The sequence below is a fragment of the Shouchella oshimensis genome, from assembly GCF_004375095.1.
GTDB classification, from domain to species: Bacteria; Bacillota; Bacilli; order Bacillales; family Bacillaceae_D; genus Shouchella; species Shouchella oshimensis.
In genome coordinates this window covers 154283-175040 of sequence record NZ_SNUX01000003.1, presented here as the reverse complement: position 1 = coordinate 175040, position 20758 = coordinate 154283, and the positions used below count along the sequence as shown (strand labels likewise).

Genomic DNA, 20758 nt, shown 5'->3' with positions numbered 1-20758 from the left:
CAGCATTCATGCTACCGCCTTTCATCGATGTTATTGATTTGTAAGCGAAACGTGCTTCAAGCTTTCACTCGTTGATGGGTGAGGAACATAACCTGAAATAATATCGGAACCTGCTAACACCGGTATCGAGTGAACAAGTGGAACCATAGGCGCATCTTCATGAATGAGCACTTGTGCTTCTTCATAGTAGCTCGCTCGCTCGTCTGGATCGACCGTTCGTTTTGCTTGGTCCAATAATGCATCGACTTCCTCGTTGCTATAGAACGTTTGGTTACTTCCTGGAATACCATCAGTGTGAAGAATGGTTCCTAAGAAATAATCAGCATCGCCATTGACCCCGGACCATCCAAGCATAAACACATCATGATAGCCCAGTTCAATTTCCTCTAAATAAACAGCCCATTCTTTTTCTACAATATTAGCGGTAATATTCAATTCACTTAACTCCGCTTGAATTAATTCAGCAGCGCGCATTGGGTTTGGCATGTAAGGTCGAGCAACAGGCATTGTCCATAGATCAAATTCAAATCCATCTTCAAGTCCTGCTTCTGCTAAGAGCTCTTTCGCTAAATCTAGGTCATATTCGTAATCTTCGATGTCGTCATTATGTCCTAAATAATCTTCTGGGATTGCATTTTTAGCTGGTGTAGCTTGTCCACCGTATACAGCTGCAATGACACCTTCTTTATCAATTGCATGGTTAAATGCTTTTCGAACGAGTGGGTCATCAAATGGTTCTACTTCTGTATTAAAGCCAAGGTAACCGATATTATTTGGTACACGCTCAAAAATTTCGAACCCATCTGCACCTTCAACTTGCGCAATATCATCTGGTGACAACCCATCCATTAAGTCAATATCACCTGACATTAGAGAAGAGAGTCGCGCTGAATTGTCACCGATAACAGAGAACGTTACACCCTCTAAGTACGGAAGTCCTTCTTCCCAATAATCTTCATTTTTCTTTAAAACGATGCTTGAATCTCGTTGCCAGCTCTCGAACTTAAAAGGACCTGTCCCAACTGGGTTTTCGTCAATATCTGTCCCATATTCCTCTAGAGCCGCTGGAGAGATAATACCGAAGTAACTTGCCGCAACGTTTTGTAAAAACGCCCCTAACGGCTCATTTAAAATAAATTCAACTTCGTAATCATTGATTACGTTAATCTCTTCAATGACATCTTCTTCGCCTACACCAAATAATGTTCCATATACACTGTACGTATAACCTTCATCTCGAAATGCAAATTCGTGATCCGGATTCGCCCAACGTTCGAAATTGACCTTAACAGCCTCTGCATTAAACGGTGTACCATCATGGAACGTTACACCCTCTCTTAACGTAAAGACATAGCTTAATCCATCTTCACTAGGCTCCCAGTTTGTAGCCAATCCTTCTTTTAACTCAAAAGAATCTTGTTCGAACTCAATCAACGTTTCATAGATTTGTTTTGTTACACGTGAAGATTCTCCATCTGTGACAGCACCAGGATCCAACCCTTGCGAGTCTCCTCCTCTAGCGAAGATTAATACCCCGCCATCCGTTTGCTCTATACCATTTCCATTGTCATTTGTATCTGTGTTTCCATCACTTGCCGTATCTTCATCGCCTCCACAAGCTGCCAATAGTAAGAGAGACAAGCATGATACTGAAATTAAATTCATTTTTACTTTTTTCATTAAATAATCCCCTTTTCATCATTTTGATTAAATAAATGGCACGCAACGCGATGGTTTGGTTCTACTTCCTGCCAGGCTGGTACAGTTGTTTTACAAATATCCATTGCATTGGGACACCTTGTATGGAACGTACAGCCAGTTGGCGGATTTGAAGGACTCGGTACATCTCCTTTTAAAATCGTTCGCTCCGATTTCAAATCAGGATCAGGTATTGGGACTGAAGACAAGAGTGCTTTTGTATATGGATGCTTCGGTTCTTCATATAGAGCGTCACTTGAAGCTAGTTCTACCATTTTACCTAAATACATGACTCCAACACGATCACTTATATGTTTCACAACACTTAGATCATGAGCGATAAACACATAAGTCAATTTGAATTCATCCTTTAATGATTCCATTAAATTAAGAATTTGCGATTGAACAGAAACATCTAATGCAGAAACTGGCTCATCACAAATAATCAGCTTCGGGTGAACGGCTAATGCTCGAGCAATACCGATTCGCTGTCTTTGACCACCGCTGAATTGATGAGGATACCGATTCGCATGCTCTTTTCGCAACCCTACTTTTTCAAGCAGTTCTTCTACACGCTTTTTCCGTTCTTGTTTATCGCCGATTCCATGGATGAGCATTGGCTCACCAATTATTTTCCCAACTTTATGACGTGGGTTTAATGATGCATATGGATCTTGAAAAATAATTTGCATATCTCTTCTGACTTTTCTAACTTTTTCATCAGTAAGCGCCAATATATTTTCCCCATTAAAATAGACTTCTCCCGATGTTGGCTCAATTAACCGCAAGATCGATTTCCCAGTCGTTGATTTACCACAACCTGATTCTCCAACGATCCCGACAATTTCCCCTTCTTCTACGGAGAACGAGACGCCGTCAACTGCTTTCACTTCTCCTACTTTCTTAGATAAAGCGCCACCTTTAATATCAAAGTACGTCTTCAAGTTTTTAATTTCTAATAAGGGCTTAGCCGACACTTTCTTGTTCCTCCTTGTATAGCAAACAGCGACAAGCACGACCTTCTTCTAAATTGAGCAAAGCTGGATCTTCGAAGAAACATGCATCAAAAGCAAATTCGCAACGATCTGCAAAACGACAGCCGTTTTCGATTGACCCTGGCTGTGGCACGGTGCCTGGAATCGAATAAAGCGTCTGTTGCTTTTCAGCCATATTTGGCAACGATCGAATTAATCCCTGAGTATATGGATGCTTTGGATCTTTTAAAATCATCCGGGTCGATCCTTCTTCAACAACTTGTCCTGCATACATAACAACAACACGATTACATATGTCAGCTACTACGCCTAAATCATGTGTAATAAATAATATAGCTGTTCCTTTTTCTCGATTCAATTCCCTCATCAAATCTAGAATTTGGGCTTGAATGGTTACATCTAGAGCCGTTGTTGGTTCATCTGCAATTAAAACTTCTGGGTCGCACGACATTGCCATCGCAATCATAATCCGTTGACGCATTCCACCAGATAATTGATGTGGATAACTTTCAACAATTTCTCTTGCACGAGGAATGCCAACCATCTCCACTAATTGGATCGCTTTTTCTAGCGCCTCTTTCTTTGATAGGTTGTTGTGATTGCGAATGGCTTCAACAAGCTGATTCCCAATGGTGAACAAAGGATTTAAAGAAGTCATCGGCTCCTGAAAAATCATGGAGATTTCTTTTCCTCTTATTTTCTTCATTCTCTTGTTTGAAACGGTAACGAGGTTCTCCCCATTAAAGAGAATTTCACCTCTACTAATTTTCCCAGGTGGGCTTGGAATAAGCCGCATAATGGATAAAGACGTTACGCTTTTCCCACACCCTGATTCACCTACAATTCCGACAACTTCACCTTTATGTAGTTGAATACTAACGCCATCAACAGCTGGAACAGACTTTCTACCAGATTGAAAAGTCGTTTGTAAATCTTTCAATTGAAGTACAATGTTATCCATTAGACCCCCCCTTACGGCATTACTAACGATACGTATAACAATACATAAGATTGATTCATAGAACAATGTTTTTTAAGTTTTTAAATAGTTTTATCTAGTAAAAATTTTTCCTAGACTCCTCCTTTATATTCTCTATTTAACGACAATTCCCTTTATTTCTTCAACGATTTCATATAATTTATCACACATTTTAATTATTTGCAATTTTTGTCGAATAAAAATAAAGTATTATATCCATATAAAAACGCCGCAAACAAATGATTCTGTACCGAATCATCGTTTGCAGCGGAAATGTTTTTTTATTCGTCCGAAGAGTCTGCTTCTTCCTCTTCATTGACCTCTTGTTCATTTTCGTCCTCTAATTCAAAGTCTTCTATCTCTCCAAATTCTTCATCTGTTGTAAGGTTAATGAATTCAATAACTGGCAATACACTTTCTCCAGTATCATTCACAATGACTTCAATTTCGTCTCCAGGCTGAATAAATACTGCAGCTGCATTTCCCGTCATATCAAATTCTAGCACACGACTCTCTCCCTCTAGGAGCACTTGAATGAATCGAGAATTAGACACTTGACTCACTCGATACACTGTTCCTTCAACCTCTAACTCATCTAATAGATTCGTCGGAATATAATCGTCTGTTCCTAAATCGTTTGCTAACATTTGACGGTAATGGTGAAACGCTTCTTCTCGCGATGTTCCAGTAGCAACACTTGACGTATCAGCATGAACCATAGCAATCTCTCTCATTAACCCGCTCTGATCCACAACTGGTACTACCCACGTGTAGTTATCATAGATCGAATATAATACAGGCTGTGTGCCTTCCCATTGCTCACGTTGGAATGACCGATTAACGGCATCCCGTGCACCTCTAGCATTCGTCATACCGGATGTACCTGCATAATAAGTTGCTTCTCCTGTTTGTGCATTAACCATTGTAAAACCGACCATTGCATTGGATTCCTGATTTGGTCTCATATGGTCAATCATCCAATACATATTTCCGTCTGGTCCAAGTACACCAATCATTTCTTCATCACTTGTTGGTTGGTGTACCCCTTCTTTTGCAAATAAAGAATTAATTAATCCATTGCTATACGTTCCAAACCAGTACGCGTAATCAAGCGCTAAAGAATAATGTATAGCATTATCGATAAAGTCAGGCTGTTCTCCTAACGCATACTTCTCCGCTTCCCCTGTAACCGGGTTAACTAGTATAACGCCGTCTGCTTTCGGGGCACTACGGTAGTGGTCATAGTATGCATAAGAATACGCGTAATAAGGATTCCCATCATCATCGGGCTCGAATGAATAATCAATTAATATTACATCACCATAAAGACTCCGAATATGCCGTTCTAAGTTTTCTCCTAAAAAAGCGCTTGGTACATAAGTCATTTCATAGTCATCAACTAGTACCGCTTCTGCATTTGGATTCTCTGCACTAACCATAACGTATCCAGGTGCGCTGTCGGCTCTCAGCCAGCGCCAAACACTAGAGTATTCAATTGGTGATACCCAATACAACTCGCCGTCGATTCGCTGAATGGCCGACTCGCCTAGTTCATAAAAAGAATAATTATCTATATTCCCGAATACAATTTCCGATTTGTATCGAGCATACGAATGTGGAACAGATCGAACACTTTCTTCCGTTACTGAATCAATTGAATCGGTTGAAATCTCAATCTCACCTAGTTCACTTAATTGTTGTGTAATCGTTAGTGGATACACCATGTTCATAACAAGCAACCCAATAAATAAAACAGCACCAATTCCTGCTTGAGTTAAGCGAACATTTCCTTTTTTAAGTTTCTGTACTTTTTTCTTTTTAGTCGCGGTAGATAACCCTTGGGCTGCTTGAAAAAAACCTGAAACGAGCAGATTAATGGCAACGATAAATCCGAAACTATTTACAAATCCTGTAAGTGAATGATCCACCAATAGAATATAAATTAGAACAAAACTGATCACTACGCCAATTCCATAGCGTAGTACTTGGCTTAATAACCATTGTTTTGGCATTTTCTTCAAACCACGCATCCATTCACGTGGATTTAAATTTAAACATGTTAACCCCATAATCATAATCCAAAAAAACATCGACTCTCCCCTTCCTTCACCAGTATACTACGAGTGAAAGGCAATTGGGTTTCAATTACGTGCAAATTTACTGAGAATGTGAGAAAACTAAACTAGGATAAATTTGCTAGAGGTGAAAATGTATGAAACAGGCACTCATTATTTTAAATCCAAGCTCCGGTAAAGAGAAAGCGCACACTTATGCTAAACAAACATCTCGCTTGCTAGAAGAAACAGGATATACAGTTGCCGTAAAAGAGACGCAAAAAGAGTTTGACGCAACCGCTTTCAGTACAGAAGCGTGCAAAGAGAAAATTGACTTAGTCGTTTCACTTGGTGGAGATGGAACACTGCACGAAACGATAAATGGCATGATGAACCAGCCACATCGACCGAAGCTGGCTGTTGTTCCACTCGGTACAGTAAATGACTTTGCACGAGCACTTCATATTCCTTTACAGCCAGAAAAGGCAATTAACATGTTGCGTTCCACCACTACACGCAAAGCTGATATTGGCAAAATCAATGACCAATTGTTTATTAATGTTGTAGCAGCGGGTCAATTAGCTACTTCGTTATCAGAAGTTCCATCAGAAGATAAATCAAAACTAGGTTTTTTTGCTTATGTAAAAGAAGGTATTAAAACATTCGCTGGTGATGCCTCATGCACAATGAGCGTAGAATACGATGAGCAAAAATGGGAAGGACGAGCATTACTCTTTATTGCAGCCTTAACGAATTCAGTAGGTGGTTTTGAACAGCTGGCTCCTGCAGCAGAAATTGACGATGGTTACTTACACTGCTTCATTATAAAAGATACGAACTTATTCACCACAGCTGCTGTAGGGACTTCCTTACTAGCCGGTAATTTAGAGCATAGTAAATATGTACATGCCTTTAAAGCAAAACGGGTTCGCGTATCAACAAACAATGACTTAACGACGAATGTTGATGGAGAGTCGGGAATGTCACTACCTGTTACTATTGAACTGATCCCTAGCTATATCGATGTCCTCATCCCATTAACTAAATAAGTTAGCGCTACGGCGAGCGCTTTTTTGAAAAGCGTCGTTTACCGCGTTAGTGGACTTTTCTTCGTTGAAACTTGGTGCCAACATGCCTTTTTCTCCATCTAAATCTTATACACTATTTATTAATTGCGTAATTAAAAATATAACGGCTGCTATCGCTGCAATTGAAAAAACGATACGTAAAATGGCTTTCGTCACACCTGCTAAGATGACAAATAAAATAACGGCAACTATAATCCAAATCATTGTTTCCATTTTCGTTCTCTCCTTGTGACCGTAGTCTTAATCGACAAAAGTGCGTACATTTACATTAAGCTCGATCCATTTAATGTGCATTCTACAAAATCCTACAAAACCTTGCTCTTTTTTCAGAAAATTATTAATGAAGTTCCTCTATAAGTGTGCCATAATACAGATAAGAACAAGTAGGAAGGAGTTCGTTGCATGTACGCTGTAACCCGTATCGTCGATGGCTATACTCAGTCGCTAAAAAACTCCTCTACACCATACGATAAATTATTTTCCTCTTATGAACATGCAGATCATTTAGCTTCAAAACTAAATTCAAATACATTCCCTGAAATGCACTGGAAAGTAAATAAAGTATTTCGACCATAATACGAGCACCCCTTTTATGGAGGGGGTGTTTTTTTCTTTGTTCCCTTTTCTTTTTCCTGACAAACCTTCTCTTCTTATGTATAAAAGGTGTACGTTTCGCCACAATATGGTAAGGTTTACTTTATGGAATTCAATAAGGAGGCTACACATCACTATGAAAAAGCATTACCTTGTTGTCACTGCATTCGCTGCCACGGCTGTTTTAAGCGGATGTGGAAGCGATAACACCAACCAAGAGGATTCAACTGGCACCATTCAAATAGGCTATAATTTATATGCAGAGGCTATCGCATTTTCTCACGTATGGGAGCAACTTTTAGAAGAACAGGGCTATGATGTTGAATTGGCTTCTGTTGAGAAAGCATTTTTATTTTCAGGTGTAGAGCAAGGAGATTATGACATCGGCTTCAACACTTGGTTACCATTAACAGATCGTGCATATATTGATGAAAATAGTGATACAATTGATGTTCAAGAAGATGGTGTTCTATACGAAGGCGCCACGTTAGGGCTTGCCGTACCTACATATATGGAAGATGTTCAGTCAATAGCTGATCTACCAGATGCATATGATGATCTTAACGGAACAATTTATGGTATTGATCCTGGCTCAGCTTTAATGGGTATAACAGAAGATGAGGTCATTCCCCATTACGGACTTGAAGACTTTTCCCTTTCAGCTTCATCTGAACAAGCAATGGTTGCAGAGCTTCAAAATGCTTATCAAAATGAAGATCCTATTGTTGTTACTTTATGGAGCCCCCATTGGACTTTAGGTGAGTATGACTTGAACTTTCTTGATGATCCAGACCGTATTTATGGTGAACCAGACGATATTTACTACCTAGCTCGAAAAGGATTAGAAGAAGACCATTCAGACGTTATTACATGGCTAAATAATGCACAATTTACAGATGAAACACTTGGTGAGCTTCTTCAGTTACAAGCAGAATTAGATGATGACGAGGAAGCGGCTAAACAATGGATTGAACAAAATCGAGAACTTGTTGACAGTTGGTTAGAGAAATAAAGAGAACTAAAAGTAGTATTTGAAAAGACGAATAGTCTAAACTATTCTGAGTAGCACCGCTACAGGAGAACCCTTCGCTTTCCGGGGACACGGCCTCAGCCTCCTCTGTGGAAAACCGCCACTCCACCAGAGTCTTCAGACACGTGCTGATCCCCCAGGAGTCTTCGGATTCTCCTTCCGCTCATTTTCATATAAAACAAACGACGAACGTTCCTATTTTCAGGAATGTTCGTCATTTTGGTCTGTCTATCTACTTTTGTCACAGCCTCATTTTTATGTTACAAATCACTTAACAACCACACTAACTAAGCACAAATGGTTTTACCTTGACAGCGTACACAATTTTAACTAAGATAATACAATCCTTTTCGGATAAATTTAATAGGATAAGGTGATGACGTGTCTACGATAGCGCAACAAGAAGAAAGAAAACCTTTAAACCCACCACAACGTCTTTTAGTCATAGTTGGTATAGTTGTAGCCATTTTATTGACTGTCTTTTTAGCCCTTACCCAACATGTTGTCCAACCATTATTAGCACTTATCGGTATTGGGCTTGGGTTTACATTATTTCACGCTCGATTTGGATTTACGTCTGCTTTTCGAAGACTTGCATCTGTAGGGAATGGCCAGTCTTTACGAGCGCATATGCTCATGCTCGCAGTTGCCTGTTTATTATTTGCACCAATCTTAGCAATCGGTACTACGTTCTTTGGAACAGATGCTAATGGCTACGTCTCCCCTGTGGGCGTGAGTTTATTAGTCGGTGCCTTTATCTTCGGCATTGGCATGCAGCTTGGTGGAGGGTGTGCATCAGGTACCCTATACGCTGTTGGTGGCGGTCGTTCTGTTATGTTTATCACGCTTCTTTTCTTTATTATTGGCTCTACTATTGGAGCAGCCCACTTTACCTTTTGGATGGACGAAATGCCGTCAGCCGAACCCTTTTCTTTAGCAACCTCAACTGGACTAGGCTATGGTGGGGCACTCTTAGTATCTTTACTTATCTTTGCTACCATTGCATGGATAACGATTCGTATAGAAAAGAAAAAAAACCCTCCAAAAATGGCAGCCGTCCCTTCTGCCGTTGGTTGGAAACGTATCTTTAGAGGTTCATGGCCTTTGTTTACAGCGGCTATTGTACTTGCGGTGTTAAATGCCTTAACTCTATTAACACGCGGTACACCATGGGGTGTAACATCAGCATTTACTTTATGGGGTTCAAAGGCTGCTGATGCAATGGGATTTAATGTTGAAAGCTGGGGCTACTGGCAAGGAAGCACAGAAGCCTTACATGCATCGATCTTTGCTGATACAACTACGGTGTTAAACTTCGGTGTTATATTAGGTGCCTTTCTTGCTTCTGCAGCAGGTGGCTTATTTACTCTTTCAACTATCACTGCAAAAAATGCAGCTGCCTCTGTAATAGGTGGTTTACTAATGGGTTATGGCGCACGCCTCGCATTTGGTTGTAATGTAGGTGCTTATTTTGGAGGTATTGCATCTTTTAGTGCTCATGGGTACATTTGGGGCGTAATGGCTATTGGTGGAACCTTTTTAGCTCTTAAACTACGGCCGTTGTTCGGATTGTCGGTCCCTAAACCACAAGATCGTTTTTGCTAGTAAGTAAAAGGTAGTAGGATGAACCCTACTACCTTTTTTTCTTTAAAACCAGTAAATCTTGATACGTTGTAAACTGTGTACGGCCACACCAACTTCCAAACTTCAACTCAGACCGCACAAAATTTGTTTTGTTCATCATCGCTTCAACAGTATGTAGTGAATAACCCACTGCAGCATTAGGTAAGGCAAGATTTTCAATTGAGGCTTCCCCTACTTTATGAGGGAATTGAAGTGAGCTTTTTCCTGCTTTTATTAAATCTGTGGCTTCATCATTTACAATAAACATTGTCAATAAACAAGTACCGTCTTTCTTCATAACCCGATTTATTTCATGTAAATAATGGGTCATTTCATCTTCCATTAAGTGAGTAAAAATAGATGTTAAAAACACAAAATTGAAGGTATCCGCTTCATATGGAAAGTGAAAGCCTGTTGACGTCAACGAGCCATTAGGATTATACAAGTGGTTATAAATGTTAATGTGTTCAAATTGAAAATGCGGATACTCCGAACTAATATTTGCGATCGACCAATCAATACCTTCTTTAGATATATCAAACCCTCTGTATAGCCCTTCCGTCGACAAAAAGGTTGTTAATGGAACAGCCATACGACCCACACCACTTCCGACATCTAGTACAGAATCATTTTGTTTCAAACCACCAAATTGTTGGAACAACGTTAAAAATTCCTTCCCCACTTGCTCAAAATTTCCACCTACAAATTGTTGCAGATGATCTGGTGGAAGTTGATTCACCATGAGAAACTCCTCCTCTATATTCTGAAGACTTTTTAGCATAAGTTAGCCATCAATTGACAGACTTATTCTAATTCGGTTGTTTTTCCCTAATAGAGCAGGTAGTCTTATGACGATAGCATCTTAAAGGTGGACGTGAAAATGAGCGGAAAACGAAAAATGATTGCTTTATTTATTGGGGTTAGTCTTATTTGGGTGATAGGAACCGATTACTTATTACTAAGTTGGGAGCCTCAACTATATTCCTTTTACCAAAAAATAAAAGGAATTTTCTTTATCATCGCAACCAGCGTATTTATTTATGTTTTATTAACTAAATCTGAAAAGATTAACACGTTAACAGAAGAAAAAGAAAAGGTCGAAACACTTATTAATTCTATTCCTGATTTCATTAGCTTCAAAGATGGTGATGGTCGTTGGATTCAATCTAATCTATTTGCTTTAGAGCTATTCCAATTAAATCCCATTGATTACATAGGAAAAACAAATTCCCAGTTGGCTGAAGAAAAGCCTTTTTTTAAAAAAACTTTTTTACTGGCAAACAAAACAGATGAACAAACGTGGACACTTCGAAAGACAACTAGAAGTGAAGCTATTGTAACGCTGGAAAAAGGTGAACAAAAAATATTTGACACAACGAAAACACCTCTTTTTACAGAAAGCGGTGAACGCAAAGCCTTAATTGTTGTAGGTCGAGATATAACTGAGCGAATGAAAGCTAAACAAAGATTAGAAGAGAGCGAGCTGCGATATAAAGCATTATTTGATCACAGCCCTGAGCTCGTTTACATGGTTGATCTCCAAGGGAATATTACCGATCTTAATCCACATTTTATGCACGTCACCGGCTATGACAGAGTAGCAAGTATTGGCAAACCCTTCATTTCATTTGTTGATGAACGAGACCATGTTCGCTTGAAACTAACATTCTATCAAGTGATAACAAGCCGAGAAGTGGTTCAATGTAACGAAATTCGTATGAAACATCAAACTGGAAAAAAGGTCATCGTCAATTGTGCGTCGTTGCCTGTTATTATAAATGGCGAACTTGTAGGCATTACAGGTTATGCACATAACATAACACCTATGATGGAAGCAGAAGAAAAACTACGTACAACCGAAAAATTAGCCGTAGTTGGCGAGTTAGCTGCTGGAATTGCTCATGAAATTCGAAACCCCCTGACATCACTTAGAGGGTTTGTTCAACTATTTCAAGCCGAGAGCAAGGAAGAGAACCCTATTCATCGCATTATGTTAGAGGAACTAGAACGCATTAATATGATCGCGAGTGAATTACTCATTCTATCACGCCCTCATGATATCTTTTTTTCTAAAACAAATGTAACAAATGTGCTATCAGACGTCATCCATCTACTTACTGGTGAAGCAAAAGTAAATGGTGTTAGCTTATCATTTAAAAAACCATGCCCCTTTTATCTATACGGCGATAAAAACCAGCTTAAACAATTGTTTATTAACGTCATTAAAAATGCGATCGAAGCAAGTGCCAGCACGATTACTGTATCAACGCTTGCCCTAGATGGAAGGCTTAAGGTGAAGGTCGAAGATGATGGCCATGGTATTAGCGAGGAGCGTATGGCACGTTTAGGTGAACCGTTCTTTTCACAAAAAGATAAAGGTACAGGCTTAGGACTAACAGTGAGTTACAAAATTGTCGAACAACATAAAGGAAACATTCTTTACGAAAGTGCAGTAGGAGAAGGAACAATCGTCCATATTACATTTCCACTAGTAAAAGAGAGGCTGGGACAAAAGTAGATAGACAGACCAAAATGACGAACATTCCTGAAAATAGGAACGTTCGTCGTTTGTTTTATATGAAAATGAGCAGAAGGAGAATCCGAAGACTCCTGGGGGATCAGCACGTGTCTGAAGACTCTGGAGTGGCGGTTTTCCACGGAGGAGGCTGAGGCCGTTTCCCCGGAAAGCGAAGGATTCTCCTGTAGCGGTGCTACTCAGCAGTCTTTTCAAATACTACTTTTCGTTATGTCCCAGCCTCTGTTCTTTAGATGCTCCACTCTTTCTTTGTTACGTAATTTGTCCCTCCTAGCAACAGTAAAAAGATAAGGCTTAACGTGATCCATATAGGTTTCAGGCTTATAGGATCATTGAAAAGAAAGGATTCTATCAACATAAGAAGTCCCGCAGGCGTCCATAAGGCACCCTCTCCAAATAAAACAGGAAACATTAGAACAAGCATAATCGTTAAAATACTAAAAAGGCTTACTACTGCTGAACTTTTAACGATTGTTCCAATGAAAAGTGTTACAGTCACGAAAAACGTTAACCAAACCCCATAGACAAGTCCCGTAATCAAAATTGATGAAAGCGATAGAGAGTCATATAATAATGAAATATAGTAAAGGGATGCTACTAAACCCGCAATGAAACTTCCTATCACTAAAACAAGAGCTACAAACCATTTTGAAAGCCAATAAGCCCAGTGTGTTACTGGCTTTACAAGTATGAGCATGGCTTCACCAGTTTTTCGTTCATTCGTGAATGTCGACATAAAAGACAAAACGATTGCAAACATACCAATTTGTGAGAATTGGTCTAACGTATGCACAACGACTTCCTCAACGGTCATTGTTGGCATCACAAAACCCGCCCCTTCTGGCAACCCCCCAAGGAATGCTAACATGTCTTCCATGTAATAAAGCGTCAATGGCTGCATGATACCCAAAACAACAAACAAAGCCGGTAGCCATAAACATTTATAGTTGCGCCAGCTTTCAAGTGCTTCTTTTTTTATGAACGCACTAAGCTGATTCATCCTGTCACCGCTTTCTGAAAAATATCCTCAAGGGTTTTTTTCCGTTTTCTAATTCCATCAAATGAATAACCACCTTTTTCAAGAATTGATAACAGCATTAAATCTTCTCGCACTTTAGTTGGTGTAATGTTTATTTCAACATGATTTAGCCCTCTAGTGATACACCGCTTTGGATAAACGGTTTTTAGTTCAGCCTCTAGCCTTTCACACTCAGCAGTCTCAATCTCAAGCACATAGTCTTCTTCTTTTGAATGCAGAGAACCGGTTTCGATTAATTGACCTTTGTGCATAAGCATATAAGCATCACTTACCTGCTCTGCATCATGAAGAACATGAGTTGAATAGATAATCGTTCGATCTTTCTTTAGTGTTAGTAGAAGCTCCATCACTTCTGTTCTTGCCTTTGGATCTAATGCGGAAACTGGTTCATCTAGTAACAGTACTTTAGGGTTGTTCACTAAGCTCTGAGCAATACCGAGTCGTTGCTTCATCCCTCCAGAATAAGATTCTATACGTTTTCCCCTACTCTCCTCTAAGCGAACAAGGGTTAAAAGATCAGTAGCTTTACGCACCGCATTTTGTTTTTTCAAACCTACTAATTGCCCCACATGTGTAAGATACTCTAACCCAGTCATCCACTCGTGAAAAGATGGGAATTGCGGCAAAAACCCAATATAAGAGCGGATGTCCTTTTTCATCGCACCTTCAAATTCAATTCTGCCAGATGTCGGTTTTAATAAAGAAGCCATTACTTGCAACAAGGTTGTCTTCCCTGCTCCATTCTCACCGATTAGTGCCGTAATCTGATTCGTCTCAATGTAAGCATTCACATGATGAATGCGCGATCCTTTATTAAGTTCAATCACCTTAATATTCACTACTTTTCTCTCTTCCGAAGATAAAGTATGCAATAGGACCTAGTAAGTTAATGACGATAATAATGATGACCCATACCCATTTCTGACCTCGGACAGAAACACGGCGATACAAATCAAATAAAGCAACACTCATTAATAATAATTGAACAACAATCAGTGGCAAAAACAGTCTTATGATGTCCATTACTTCATTCATCTGATCCATCTCCCTTTTCTTTTACGATTGGTTTAAACAAATAAGTCCAAATAAAATAAACAACTAGCGGCATTGGAAAGTGAGTCACACCCCAAATTCCCCAAAACCATTTCATCTGTCCATTCTGTTGACTCTTAAAGTACAAATATATACTTTGAGATAAGAGCAAAATCCCCAGTATTATCCAAGCCCAAAGAGGAATATTGGTTAACGTTCGTAAATCATTATTCATAACGATCCCTCCAACGTTTCACCAATCCCAAAACCAAAAGAACAGGAAGTAACCCTATTAAAATTATGTTCATTGTCACGTATATAGCCGGCAATCGAGCAATCGAAAAAACAACGATGTTGACAAGAATAAGTGTTACGATAAAGAAAAGAATCGCTTCACGCCGCTGCTTTCGTTTCGTTTTCTGAATAAGTGCAATTATATCTTCTTTCGTTGGTGACTGTACGTCAACCCTGTCCAATTGAGATAACCCATCTTTCACTTTATCGTCGATTTCCCTCATCGTGCTTTAACTCCTTTCGAATAAAATCCACTGCACTATTAACTCTTGACTTTGCTGTTCCAATCCGAATTTGACAGATTCGTCCAACCTCTTCGTAACTGTATCCGTAATAATGCTTTAACAAAAGTGGGATTCGTTTTTTGCGATCTAGCTTCATTAACACATCTTGAATATCGAGCCATTCTGTATGGGGCTCTTCTTTCATTGACCATTGTAATCGTTGCATTCGCACATACTCATCTTCATGCTTTTTCTTTCGTTTTTTATCGATAAAAACATTAGTCGCAATCTGAAATAGCCACGTAGAAAATGCTGCTTTCTTCATTTTGTAACTTTTAATTGCTATAATCGCCTTCGTCATCGTTTCCTGAGTTAATTCTGCAGCATAGTCAGGGTCAAAAGTGATTTTTAATAAAAAACGGTAAACACGGTCATAGTGATCTGTTAATAATACTGCCAGCGCTTCTTCCTCGCCTTTCTGCGCTTTTTGAATCAACACTTCAAGCGGTTCTTCCATGACACCACCCCTATGCTTTTCCTCTTTCTAATTTGCACAACTGTTATACGTTTCAAATCCTAAATCGTTCATTTTCGTTTTATATTTTTTGAGCAGTAAAATAGGGTTTTAATTTGTTCTATGGTATAGTGCTTAACAGTAAACCCGAAAGGAAGACCGTTAAAATGAAACTAAGCATTCTTGATCAAGCTCCTATACCTCAAGGTTCGACCTCTACTGATGCATTACAGTTTACGAAAGAACTTGCAACCTTAGGGGACAAATTGGGCTACCATCGTCTTTGGATGGCTGAACATCATAATGGAACGTCTTTTTCGAGCTCTGCCCCAGAAATCACCATCGCACACTTAGCAGCTCAAACGAAGCAGATTCGTCTAGGGACAGGTGGCGTGATGATGATGCATTATTCCCCCTTAAAAATGGCAGAAGTCTTTAAAACATTAAGTGCTCTAGCTCCAAACCGTATCGATTTTGGTGTTGGTCGTGCTCCTGGTGGTGATCATCACTCCATTCATGCCCTCGCTCAAGGAAAAGCATACCAACCAAATGACCAGTATGATAAATTAGCAACAACATTACAGCTCATCAATGATCAAAAAACCAATGACCCTCTTTATAACCAAGTTATCGCCGCTCCACATGAAGTAGCATTACCTGAAGCTTGGTTATTAGGATCTAGCGGAAATAGCGCTCGACAGGCAGGAAAGCAAGGTGTCGGCTATTCATTTGCACAGTTTTTTAATGGAGAAATGTCTAAAGAGATCTTTGATACGTATCGCCATTATTTCGAGCCATCGTATTTCATGCCGCATCCAATCATTAGCGTATCGTATGCTATAACGGTAGCAGAAACAACAGATGAAGCAGAGTTTCTTGCTCTACCAATTGATTTGGCAAGGTTATTTCTTATGCGAGGAAGATTACCACAAACCCTTAGTCCTGAAGACGCTCAAAACTACCCTTTAACTGAAATGGATCGAGCCATCCTTGCTAAAAATCGCTCACTACATCTTGTCGGAACGCCTAAACAGGTAAGTAATCAATTGTTGAGGGAAAAAGAGGCATTTGGATTTGATGAAGTTATGATTAATAGCAATCAATACTCTTTTGAATCTCGACTAAACGTTTACCGTTTAATGGCAAAAGAATTGCTAAATAAACCAGCAACCAATTAATTGGCTGCTGGTTTTCTATTTCCCAAGAAATAAACTATCGTAAGGAGAACGAGCACGTTGGAGACTCCAAGGTAGTTAGTAATCAATAAGCTTATTCGTTGCCATTATATACACGTCATGATAACTGCCTTCATGCCATTCACGTTTCTCTACTTTTTTCACAATTGAAAAGTCACATTTTTTGTAACAGGCAATAGCACGTATGTTTTCAATGCGCGGATCAACCGTCACAATGGCTGTCTCATCTTTTTCTTGTATAAGTTGAATCAGTAATGTTATGAAGGCACTGCCAAAGCCTTTGTTCCAATACGTCACTTCGCCGATAAACAAATCCATTCCATATACCGACTGACATGCTGAATAACCGAATGTTCGCTTATCTTCAACGGTTAATTGATAAGATTGTAAGTACGCTATTGGTACACCATCAGTTTCGCCAATCCAACAATCTTTTTCAGCATCATTATAAAACTTTTCTTCAATCAAGGTTGCTGTAAATTGACGATCTCTTCCCTCGTAATATTTAAGCACCTCTTCTGTTGTCAACCACTTTAACAGAAGGGCTTGATCCTCTTTTTTTAATGGTCGAATGATTTGGTTTTTAACATGCATAAAATCGCCCTCACTTTAATCTAAAAAAGATAAAAAAGGACGTCGCCCTATGAAGAGGCGACGTACGTTAAGACTAGGAAAGCTGAATCGTTGTTTTCCCATACATATATTTCTGCAATGCTTTAGGGATTGCAATTGAACCATCTTCTTGTTGATGATTTTCTAATAATGGAATCAAAATTCTTGGTGTTGCCACTGCCGTATTATTTAATGTATAGCAGTATTGTAGTTTCCCATTTTCGTCCCGGTAACGAATGTTTGACCGTCTCGCCTGAAAGTCCGTTACGTTAGAAGATGAGTGGGTTTCACTATAACTCTCACGACTCGGCATCCACGTTTCAATGTCATATTGTTTATGGTTTTTTTGAGACATATCGCCTGTACAAACAGCGACAACTCGGTATGGAAGTTCTAATAAGTTTAAAATTTCTTTTGCGATCCCGGTAATTTCTGATAAGAGGCGATCGGCTAGTTCTGGATCGTTCTTACATAGAATAACTTGCTCTACTTTCGCAAACTGGTGAACACGGTATAACCCCCGCACATCTCTTCCAGCAGATCCAGCTTCTCTTCGGAAACAGTTGGATACTGCACCTAAGCGAATAGGCTCCTCAACATCGACTATCTCGTTTCCATAAAAGCCAACAAGAGGCACTTCCGCAGTACCTACTAGATACTTGTTGTCTTTCTCTAAATGATAAGTCTGCTCTTTACCATCTGGAAAAAATCCTGTACTGTATAATACTTCTTCATTTGCCATCAACGGTACGTCCATAATGGAGAATCCACGTTCATGTAGTAAATCGACAGCCAACTGCTGAACCGCTCTATGTAAAAACAGCCCTTGGTTCTTTAGCACATAATTACGTGTACCCGCGATTTTTACTCCTCGCTCCACATCAAACATTTCATGAGCCTGACCTAGCTCCATGTGGTCTTTAGGTGTAAATGTAAATTCTGGGATCTTGCCGACTTTTTCTAATTCAACATTATCTTCGTCAGAGTCACCAACAGGTGTATCTTCAGAGACGACGTTTGGAATTAAATTCATTATGTGTAAGTAAGATGCTTCAACATCTTGATATTCCGCCTCTAACTCTTTAATTGATTGATTCAATAGACGAACTTCTTCTTTCTTTGCGTCCATTTCCTCTTTTTTCTTTTCTCTTGCTAATTCACCGATCGCTTTCGTTTGTTGATTGCGCTCTGTTCGGTAGCCTTCAATCTTTTGAATAAGTTCGCGTCGCTTTTGGTCAACTTCAATGAGTTCATCTACCGGGACGTTTAACTTCTTATGAACTGCCGTTTGTTTAATTTTGTCGGCATGATCCCTTATAAATTGAATATCTAACATGTGTAAACCTCTCTCATTCTAATTTCTCACTCGTATACATTGTAAACGACTAGTAATCATTATGTACATTTTAGCACACCACTATAGCTTTCACACGCAAAAAAAATGGTTTTCCATTCCACAATCAGCCTCTTATCGTTCATTCATAAAAAAACTCACTCTTTTATAGAAAAAGAGGTTTTGTTTTATAGAAATAAGGGTATATAGATGAGCTAACTTTTTTGTGATGTCTTGTATATATCTTGAACACGAATAGAATGGCAGCAACATAATACTTGTTACTAAAAAGGAGAGATAAATGAACATTCGATATTTAGAAGCGTTTTTAACGATTTCTGAAGAAGGCAGTATTTCAAAAGCCGCTACTCGACTAGGGTTAACCCAACCTGCTGTTAGTCGACATGTAAAGGAATTAGAAAAATCTTTAAACACAACATTATTTATTCGTTCCCACGAGGGGATGACGTTAACAGAAACAGGACAATTTTTTTATAATGACGTGCAACCAACTTGGCATGAGCTACAAAGTAAGCTAGACAGCTTCACACCCAAAAAAGCCGTTCGTTTAGGTGTTGCGCCTTTTATTTCATCCACATATTTACCTCAAACACTTACATATGAAGACTCGAAAATGGATATTATGTGCACCCGTACTCAAGACAATTGCTTTGAATTTATACCGATGCTAAAAAAAGGAGACATTGATGCAGCAATTTTTGAAGACTATCCTCATCATGATGGCTTTTACTCAACACTTGTGAAACATGATGAATACCAAGTTGCCCTAGCTGAGGACCATCCACTTGCTAATTTTAAAGAACTCTCGCTTGAGCAATGTTTTTCATATCCGCAAATAGTCCCACCAAAAACAAGTCGGTTTTATCAAATGTGGCAAGCATTACGCGAAAAAAACGGATGGAGAAGAAAGGATATTCAAAGCCTTCCTCATCGATCCTTATTCCATTCTTTGAAGCAAAATCACGCGATAGCTATTATTCCAAAATTAATGGTTGAACCACCTTGGAATCAACATTTTTTATTCAAACGTCTCTCCAATTGTCCGTTTACTAGAGACTTGTACCTTTTCACTGCTAAAAAATCGTATTTAAAACCTTTGCAACAGAGTTTAGTCCATACGCTTCAAAGGTAAAAGAAGAATAAAAACCTACAGTTGAAAACCTGTAGGTTTTATTCTTCACTACTATCGTTTTGTTGTTGGAAACATACGGTGAACCATTTCCATAAATTCATCAGCAAAACCACTTACAGGTTCGCCATTCTCAATTCTGTCACCATACCCTTTCATGCGTTCTACGAAATCAGGATTTGAAGAAACATGGACTTCGCTAAGATTATGGTCAACTTCCATTGCTTTGTCCGCGATTTTTTGCTTCATTTCATCAGAAACATCGTGTGATTCATCATCCATTGTCACAGCAATGTAAGCTTGGCTTCCCATCACGATTGCTGCCGCGTGGTGAACACCATCTAATTCACGAACGCTATCAGCGACTTCACCAGAAACCGTTATATGTTGGTCGTCATGATTATCCATGCCGTAGCCTTGGTTTTCAACACCATCTTCACCAGGCTCATTCATCTCCGTATCATTATCTGGTGAATTCATATCATTGTTATTGTTGCCTCCACATGCGACTAACGCAGCTGCAACAAAAGTAATGGCTAGAGAATGCAATAGATATTTCTTCATTTTCATTCAACTCCAGTATTTGTATTTTGTTTCACTCTTAGTTTGGTTTTCTACTAAAAAAATATGTATATCAAGAAGATTTTTCTAAATTTTTTTTGATTTTTGCTGAATGTTCTCCTCTTTAATGGAAATTGAACACTTTTCTTTAGGGTTGTTCATAGAATAGAGTAGACAAGTTCCTTTGTTAACTTGTTGAACTGAAA

The 20758-nt window shown here is 39.1% G+C and carries 22 protein-coding genes; 7 read left to right on the top strand and 15 right to left on the bottom strand.

Annotated features, from left to right (window positions below; all coding sequences use genetic code 11):
* Positions 1-30: 30 nt before the first annotated feature.
* The 4 genes from E2L03_RS11625 to E2L03_RS11610 form a co-directional block, all read right to left on the bottom strand.
* Positions 31-1680, bottom strand: coding sequence for an ABC transporter substrate-binding protein (locus E2L03_RS11625; RefSeq protein WP_134259249.1), 1650 nt, complete (start codon positions 1678-1680; stop codon positions 31-33).
* Positions 1680-2675 carry an ABC transporter ATP-binding protein gene (locus tag E2L03_RS11620; RefSeq protein ID WP_038478201.1) on the bottom strand — a complete coding sequence of 332 codons (996 nt, stop codon included), beginning with the start codon at positions 2673-2675 and terminating at the stop codon, positions 1680-1682. The genes E2L03_RS11625 and E2L03_RS11620 overlap by 1 nt, the downstream gene beginning before the upstream one ends.
* Entirely contained in the window at positions 2665-3654 is a 990-nt protein-coding gene (locus E2L03_RS11615; RefSeq protein ID WP_124741675.1) for an ABC transporter ATP-binding protein, read from the bottom strand. Before E2L03_RS11615 ends, E2L03_RS11620 begins: the two co-directional genes overlap by 11 nt.
* 299 nt (positions 3655-3953) lie before the next feature.
* A complete protein-coding gene (locus E2L03_RS11610) occupies positions 3954-5762 on the bottom strand; it encodes a hypothetical protein (protein ID WP_055735158.1) in 1809 nt (602 codons plus the stop codon).
* Positions 5763-5884: 122 nt separating this feature from the next.
* Here E2L03_RS11610 and E2L03_RS11605 point away from each other — a divergent pair, with 122 nt between their 5' ends.
* Positions 5885-6775, top strand: coding sequence for a diacylglycerol/lipid kinase family protein (locus E2L03_RS11605; RefSeq protein ID WP_038478193.1), 891 nt, complete (start codon positions 5885-5887; stop codon positions 6773-6775).
* 105 nt (positions 6776-6880) lie between these two features.
* Here the strand turns inward: E2L03_RS11605 and E2L03_RS20440 are convergent, their stop codons facing one another.
* The gene (locus E2L03_RS20440) at positions 6881-7027 is read right to left on the bottom strand and encodes a hypothetical protein (protein WP_158318501.1); all 147 of its coding nucleotides are present in this window, start codon (positions 7025-7027) and stop codon (positions 6881-6883) included.
* 189 nt (positions 7028-7216) lie between these two features.
* Between E2L03_RS20440 and E2L03_RS20435 the strand changes: the two genes are divergently transcribed.
* From E2L03_RS20435 to E2L03_RS11595, 3 genes are all read left to right on the top strand, one after another.
* Positions 7217-7390: a hypothetical protein gene (locus tag E2L03_RS20435; RefSeq protein WP_158318500.1), complete on the top strand. Its 174-nt coding sequence runs from the start codon at positions 7217-7219 to the stop codon at positions 7388-7390.
* Positions 7391-7544: 154 nt separating this feature from the next.
* The gene (locus E2L03_RS11600; protein WP_134259248.1) at positions 7545-8420 is read left to right on the top strand and encodes a glycine betaine ABC transporter substrate-binding protein; all 876 of its coding nucleotides are present in this window, start codon (positions 7545-7547) and stop codon (positions 8418-8420) included.
* Positions 8421-8819: 399 nt separating this feature from the next.
* Entirely contained in the window at positions 8820-10043 is a 1224-nt protein-coding gene (locus E2L03_RS11595; RefSeq protein ID WP_038478187.1) for a YeeE/YedE family protein, read from the top strand.
* Between the two features lie 28 nt (positions 10044-10071).
* Here E2L03_RS11595 and E2L03_RS11590 read toward each other — a convergent pair whose 3' ends face one another.
* Complete coding sequence (locus E2L03_RS11590) at positions 10072-10803, bottom strand: class I SAM-dependent methyltransferase (protein WP_166740287.1); 732 nt, start codon at positions 10801-10803, stop codon at positions 10072-10074.
* 138 nt (positions 10804-10941) lie between these two features.
* Between E2L03_RS11590 and E2L03_RS11585 the strand changes: the two genes are divergently transcribed.
* Positions 10942-12579, top strand: coding sequence for a PAS domain S-box protein (locus E2L03_RS11585; protein ID WP_134259246.1), 1638 nt, complete (start codon positions 10942-10944; stop codon positions 12577-12579).
* A gap of 247 nt (positions 12580-12826) precedes the next feature.
* Here the strand turns inward: E2L03_RS11585 and E2L03_RS11580 are convergent, their stop codons facing one another.
* Genes E2L03_RS11580 through E2L03_RS11555 form a run of 6 tightly spaced genes read right to left on the bottom strand, consistent with a single transcriptional unit; the run spans position 12827 to position 15703 of the window.
* Positions 12827-13597, bottom strand: coding sequence for an ABC transporter permease (locus tag E2L03_RS11580; RefSeq protein WP_134259245.1), 771 nt, complete (start codon positions 13595-13597; stop codon positions 12827-12829).
* A complete protein-coding gene (locus tag E2L03_RS11575; RefSeq protein ID WP_166740286.1) occupies positions 13594-14475 on the bottom strand; it encodes an ABC transporter ATP-binding protein in 882 nt (293 codons plus the stop codon). The genes E2L03_RS11580 and E2L03_RS11575 overlap by 4 nt, the downstream gene beginning before the upstream one ends.
* Positions 14465-14680, bottom strand: a complete 216-nt coding sequence (locus E2L03_RS11570) for a PLDc N-terminal domain-containing protein (protein WP_134259243.1) — start codon at positions 14678-14680, stop codon at positions 14465-14467. Before E2L03_RS11570 ends, E2L03_RS11575 begins: the two co-directional genes overlap by 11 nt.
* A complete protein-coding gene (locus tag E2L03_RS11565) occupies positions 14664-14903 on the bottom strand; it encodes a sigmaY antisigma factor component (RefSeq protein WP_134259242.1) in 240 nt (79 codons plus the stop codon). The genes E2L03_RS11570 and E2L03_RS11565 overlap by 17 nt, the downstream gene beginning before the upstream one ends.
* Entirely contained in the window at positions 14896-15186 is a 291-nt protein-coding gene (locus E2L03_RS11560) for a YxlC family protein (protein ID WP_134259241.1), read from the bottom strand. Before E2L03_RS11560 ends, E2L03_RS11565 begins: the two co-directional genes overlap by 8 nt.
* Positions 15167-15703, bottom strand: coding sequence for a sigma-70 family RNA polymerase sigma factor (locus tag E2L03_RS11555; RefSeq protein WP_134259240.1), 537 nt, complete (start codon positions 15701-15703; stop codon positions 15167-15169). Before E2L03_RS11555 ends, E2L03_RS11560 begins: the two co-directional genes overlap by 20 nt.
* Positions 15704-15867: 164 nt before the next feature.
* Here E2L03_RS11555 and E2L03_RS11550 point away from each other — a divergent pair, with 164 nt between their 5' ends.
* Positions 15868-16878 carry an LLM class flavin-dependent oxidoreductase gene (locus E2L03_RS11550; RefSeq protein WP_134259239.1) on the top strand — a complete coding sequence of 337 codons (1011 nt, stop codon included), beginning with the start codon at positions 15868-15870 and terminating at the stop codon, positions 16876-16878.
* Positions 16879-16953: 75 nt separating this feature from the next.
* Here E2L03_RS11550 and E2L03_RS11545 read toward each other — a convergent pair whose 3' ends face one another.
* The gene (locus tag E2L03_RS11545) at positions 16954-17490 is read right to left on the bottom strand and encodes a GNAT family N-acetyltransferase (protein ID WP_134259238.1); all 537 of its coding nucleotides are present in this window, start codon (positions 17488-17490) and stop codon (positions 16954-16956) included.
* Between the two features lie 73 nt (positions 17491-17563).
* Complete coding sequence (gene serS / locus E2L03_RS11540; protein WP_038478160.1) at positions 17564-18844, bottom strand: serine--tRNA ligase; 1281 nt, start codon at positions 18842-18844, stop codon at positions 17564-17566.
* Between the two features lie 298 nt (positions 18845-19142).
* On the opposite strand from serS, the gene E2L03_RS11535 reads away from it, so the two are divergent.
* Positions 19143-19994: a LysR family transcriptional regulator gene (locus E2L03_RS11535; RefSeq protein WP_134259237.1), complete on the top strand. Its 852-nt coding sequence runs from the start codon at positions 19143-19145 to the stop codon at positions 19992-19994.
* Between the two features lie 51 nt (positions 19995-20045).
* On the opposite strand, the gene E2L03_RS11530 is transcribed toward E2L03_RS11535, so the two are convergent.
* Positions 20046-20555, bottom strand: a complete 510-nt coding sequence (locus E2L03_RS11530) for a YhcN/YlaJ family sporulation lipoprotein (RefSeq protein WP_166740285.1) — start codon at positions 20553-20555, stop codon at positions 20046-20048.
* Between the last annotated feature and the right edge of the window lie 203 nt (positions 20556-20758).

Excerpts from the sequence above, each read along its gene's own strand:
- E2L03_RS11555 (WP_134259240.1), bottom strand. The coding sequence starts at position 15,703 with ATGGAAGAACCGCTTGAAGTGTTGATTCAAAAAGCGCAGAAAGGCGAG.
- E2L03_RS11625 (WP_134259249.1), bottom strand. The coding sequence starts at position 1,680 with ATGAAAAAAGTAAAAATGAATTTAATTTCAGTATCATGCTTGTCTCTC.
- E2L03_RS11585 (WP_134259246.1), top strand. The coding sequence starts at position 10,942 with ATGAGCGGAAAACGAAAAATGATTGCTTTATTTATTGGGGTTAGTCTT.
- E2L03_RS11550 (WP_134259239.1), top strand. The coding sequence starts at position 15,868 with ATGAAACTAAGCATTCTTGATCAAGCTCCTATACCTCAAGGTTCGACC.
- E2L03_RS11590 (WP_166740287.1), bottom strand. The coding sequence starts at position 10,803 with ATGGTGAATCAACTTCCACCAGATCATCTGCAACAATTTGTAGGTGGA.
- E2L03_RS20435 (WP_158318500.1), top strand. The coding sequence starts at position 7,217 with ATGTACGCTGTAACCCGTATCGTCGATGGCTATACTCAGTCGCTAAAA.
- E2L03_RS11545 (WP_134259238.1), bottom strand. The coding sequence starts at position 17,490 with ATGCATGTTAAAAACCAAATCATTCGACCATTAAAAAAAGAGGATCAA.
- E2L03_RS11605 (WP_038478193.1), top strand. The coding sequence starts at position 5,885 with ATGAAACAGGCACTCATTATTTTAAATCCAAGCTCCGGTAAAGAGAAA.
- E2L03_RS11560 (WP_134259241.1), bottom strand. The coding sequence starts at position 15,186 with ATGAGGGAAATCGACGATAAAGTGAAAGATGGGTTATCTCAATTGGAC.
- E2L03_RS11600 (WP_134259248.1), top strand. The coding sequence starts at position 7,545 with ATGAAAAAGCATTACCTTGTTGTCACTGCATTCGCTGCCACGGCTGTT.
- E2L03_RS11570 (WP_134259243.1), bottom strand. The coding sequence starts at position 14,680 with ATGGATCAGATGAATGAAGTAATGGACATCATAAGACTGTTTTTGCCA.
- E2L03_RS11535 (WP_134259237.1), top strand. The coding sequence starts at position 19,143 with ATGAACATTCGATATTTAGAAGCGTTTTTAACGATTTCTGAAGAAGGC.
- E2L03_RS11610 (WP_055735158.1), bottom strand. The coding sequence starts at position 5,762 with ATGTTTTTTTGGATTATGATTATGGGGTTAACATGTTTAAATTTAAAT.
- serS (WP_038478160.1), bottom strand. The coding sequence starts at position 18,844 with ATGTTAGATATTCAATTTATAAGGGATCATGCCGACAAAATTAAACAA.
- E2L03_RS11565 (WP_134259242.1), bottom strand. The coding sequence starts at position 14,903 with ATGAATAATGATTTACGAACGTTAACCAATATTCCTCTTTGGGCTTGG.
- E2L03_RS11530 (WP_166740285.1), bottom strand. The coding sequence starts at position 20,555 with ATGAAGAAATATCTATTGCATTCTCTAGCCATTACTTTTGTTGCAGCT.
- E2L03_RS11580 (WP_134259245.1), bottom strand. The coding sequence starts at position 13,597 with ATGAATCAGCTTAGTGCGTTCATAAAAAAAGAAGCACTTGAAAGCTGG.
- E2L03_RS20440 (WP_158318501.1), bottom strand. The coding sequence starts at position 7,027 with ATGGAAACAATGATTTGGATTATAGTTGCCGTTATTTTATTTGTCATC.
- E2L03_RS11615 (WP_124741675.1), bottom strand. The coding sequence starts at position 3,654 with ATGGATAACATTGTACTTCAATTGAAAGATTTACAAACGACTTTTCAA.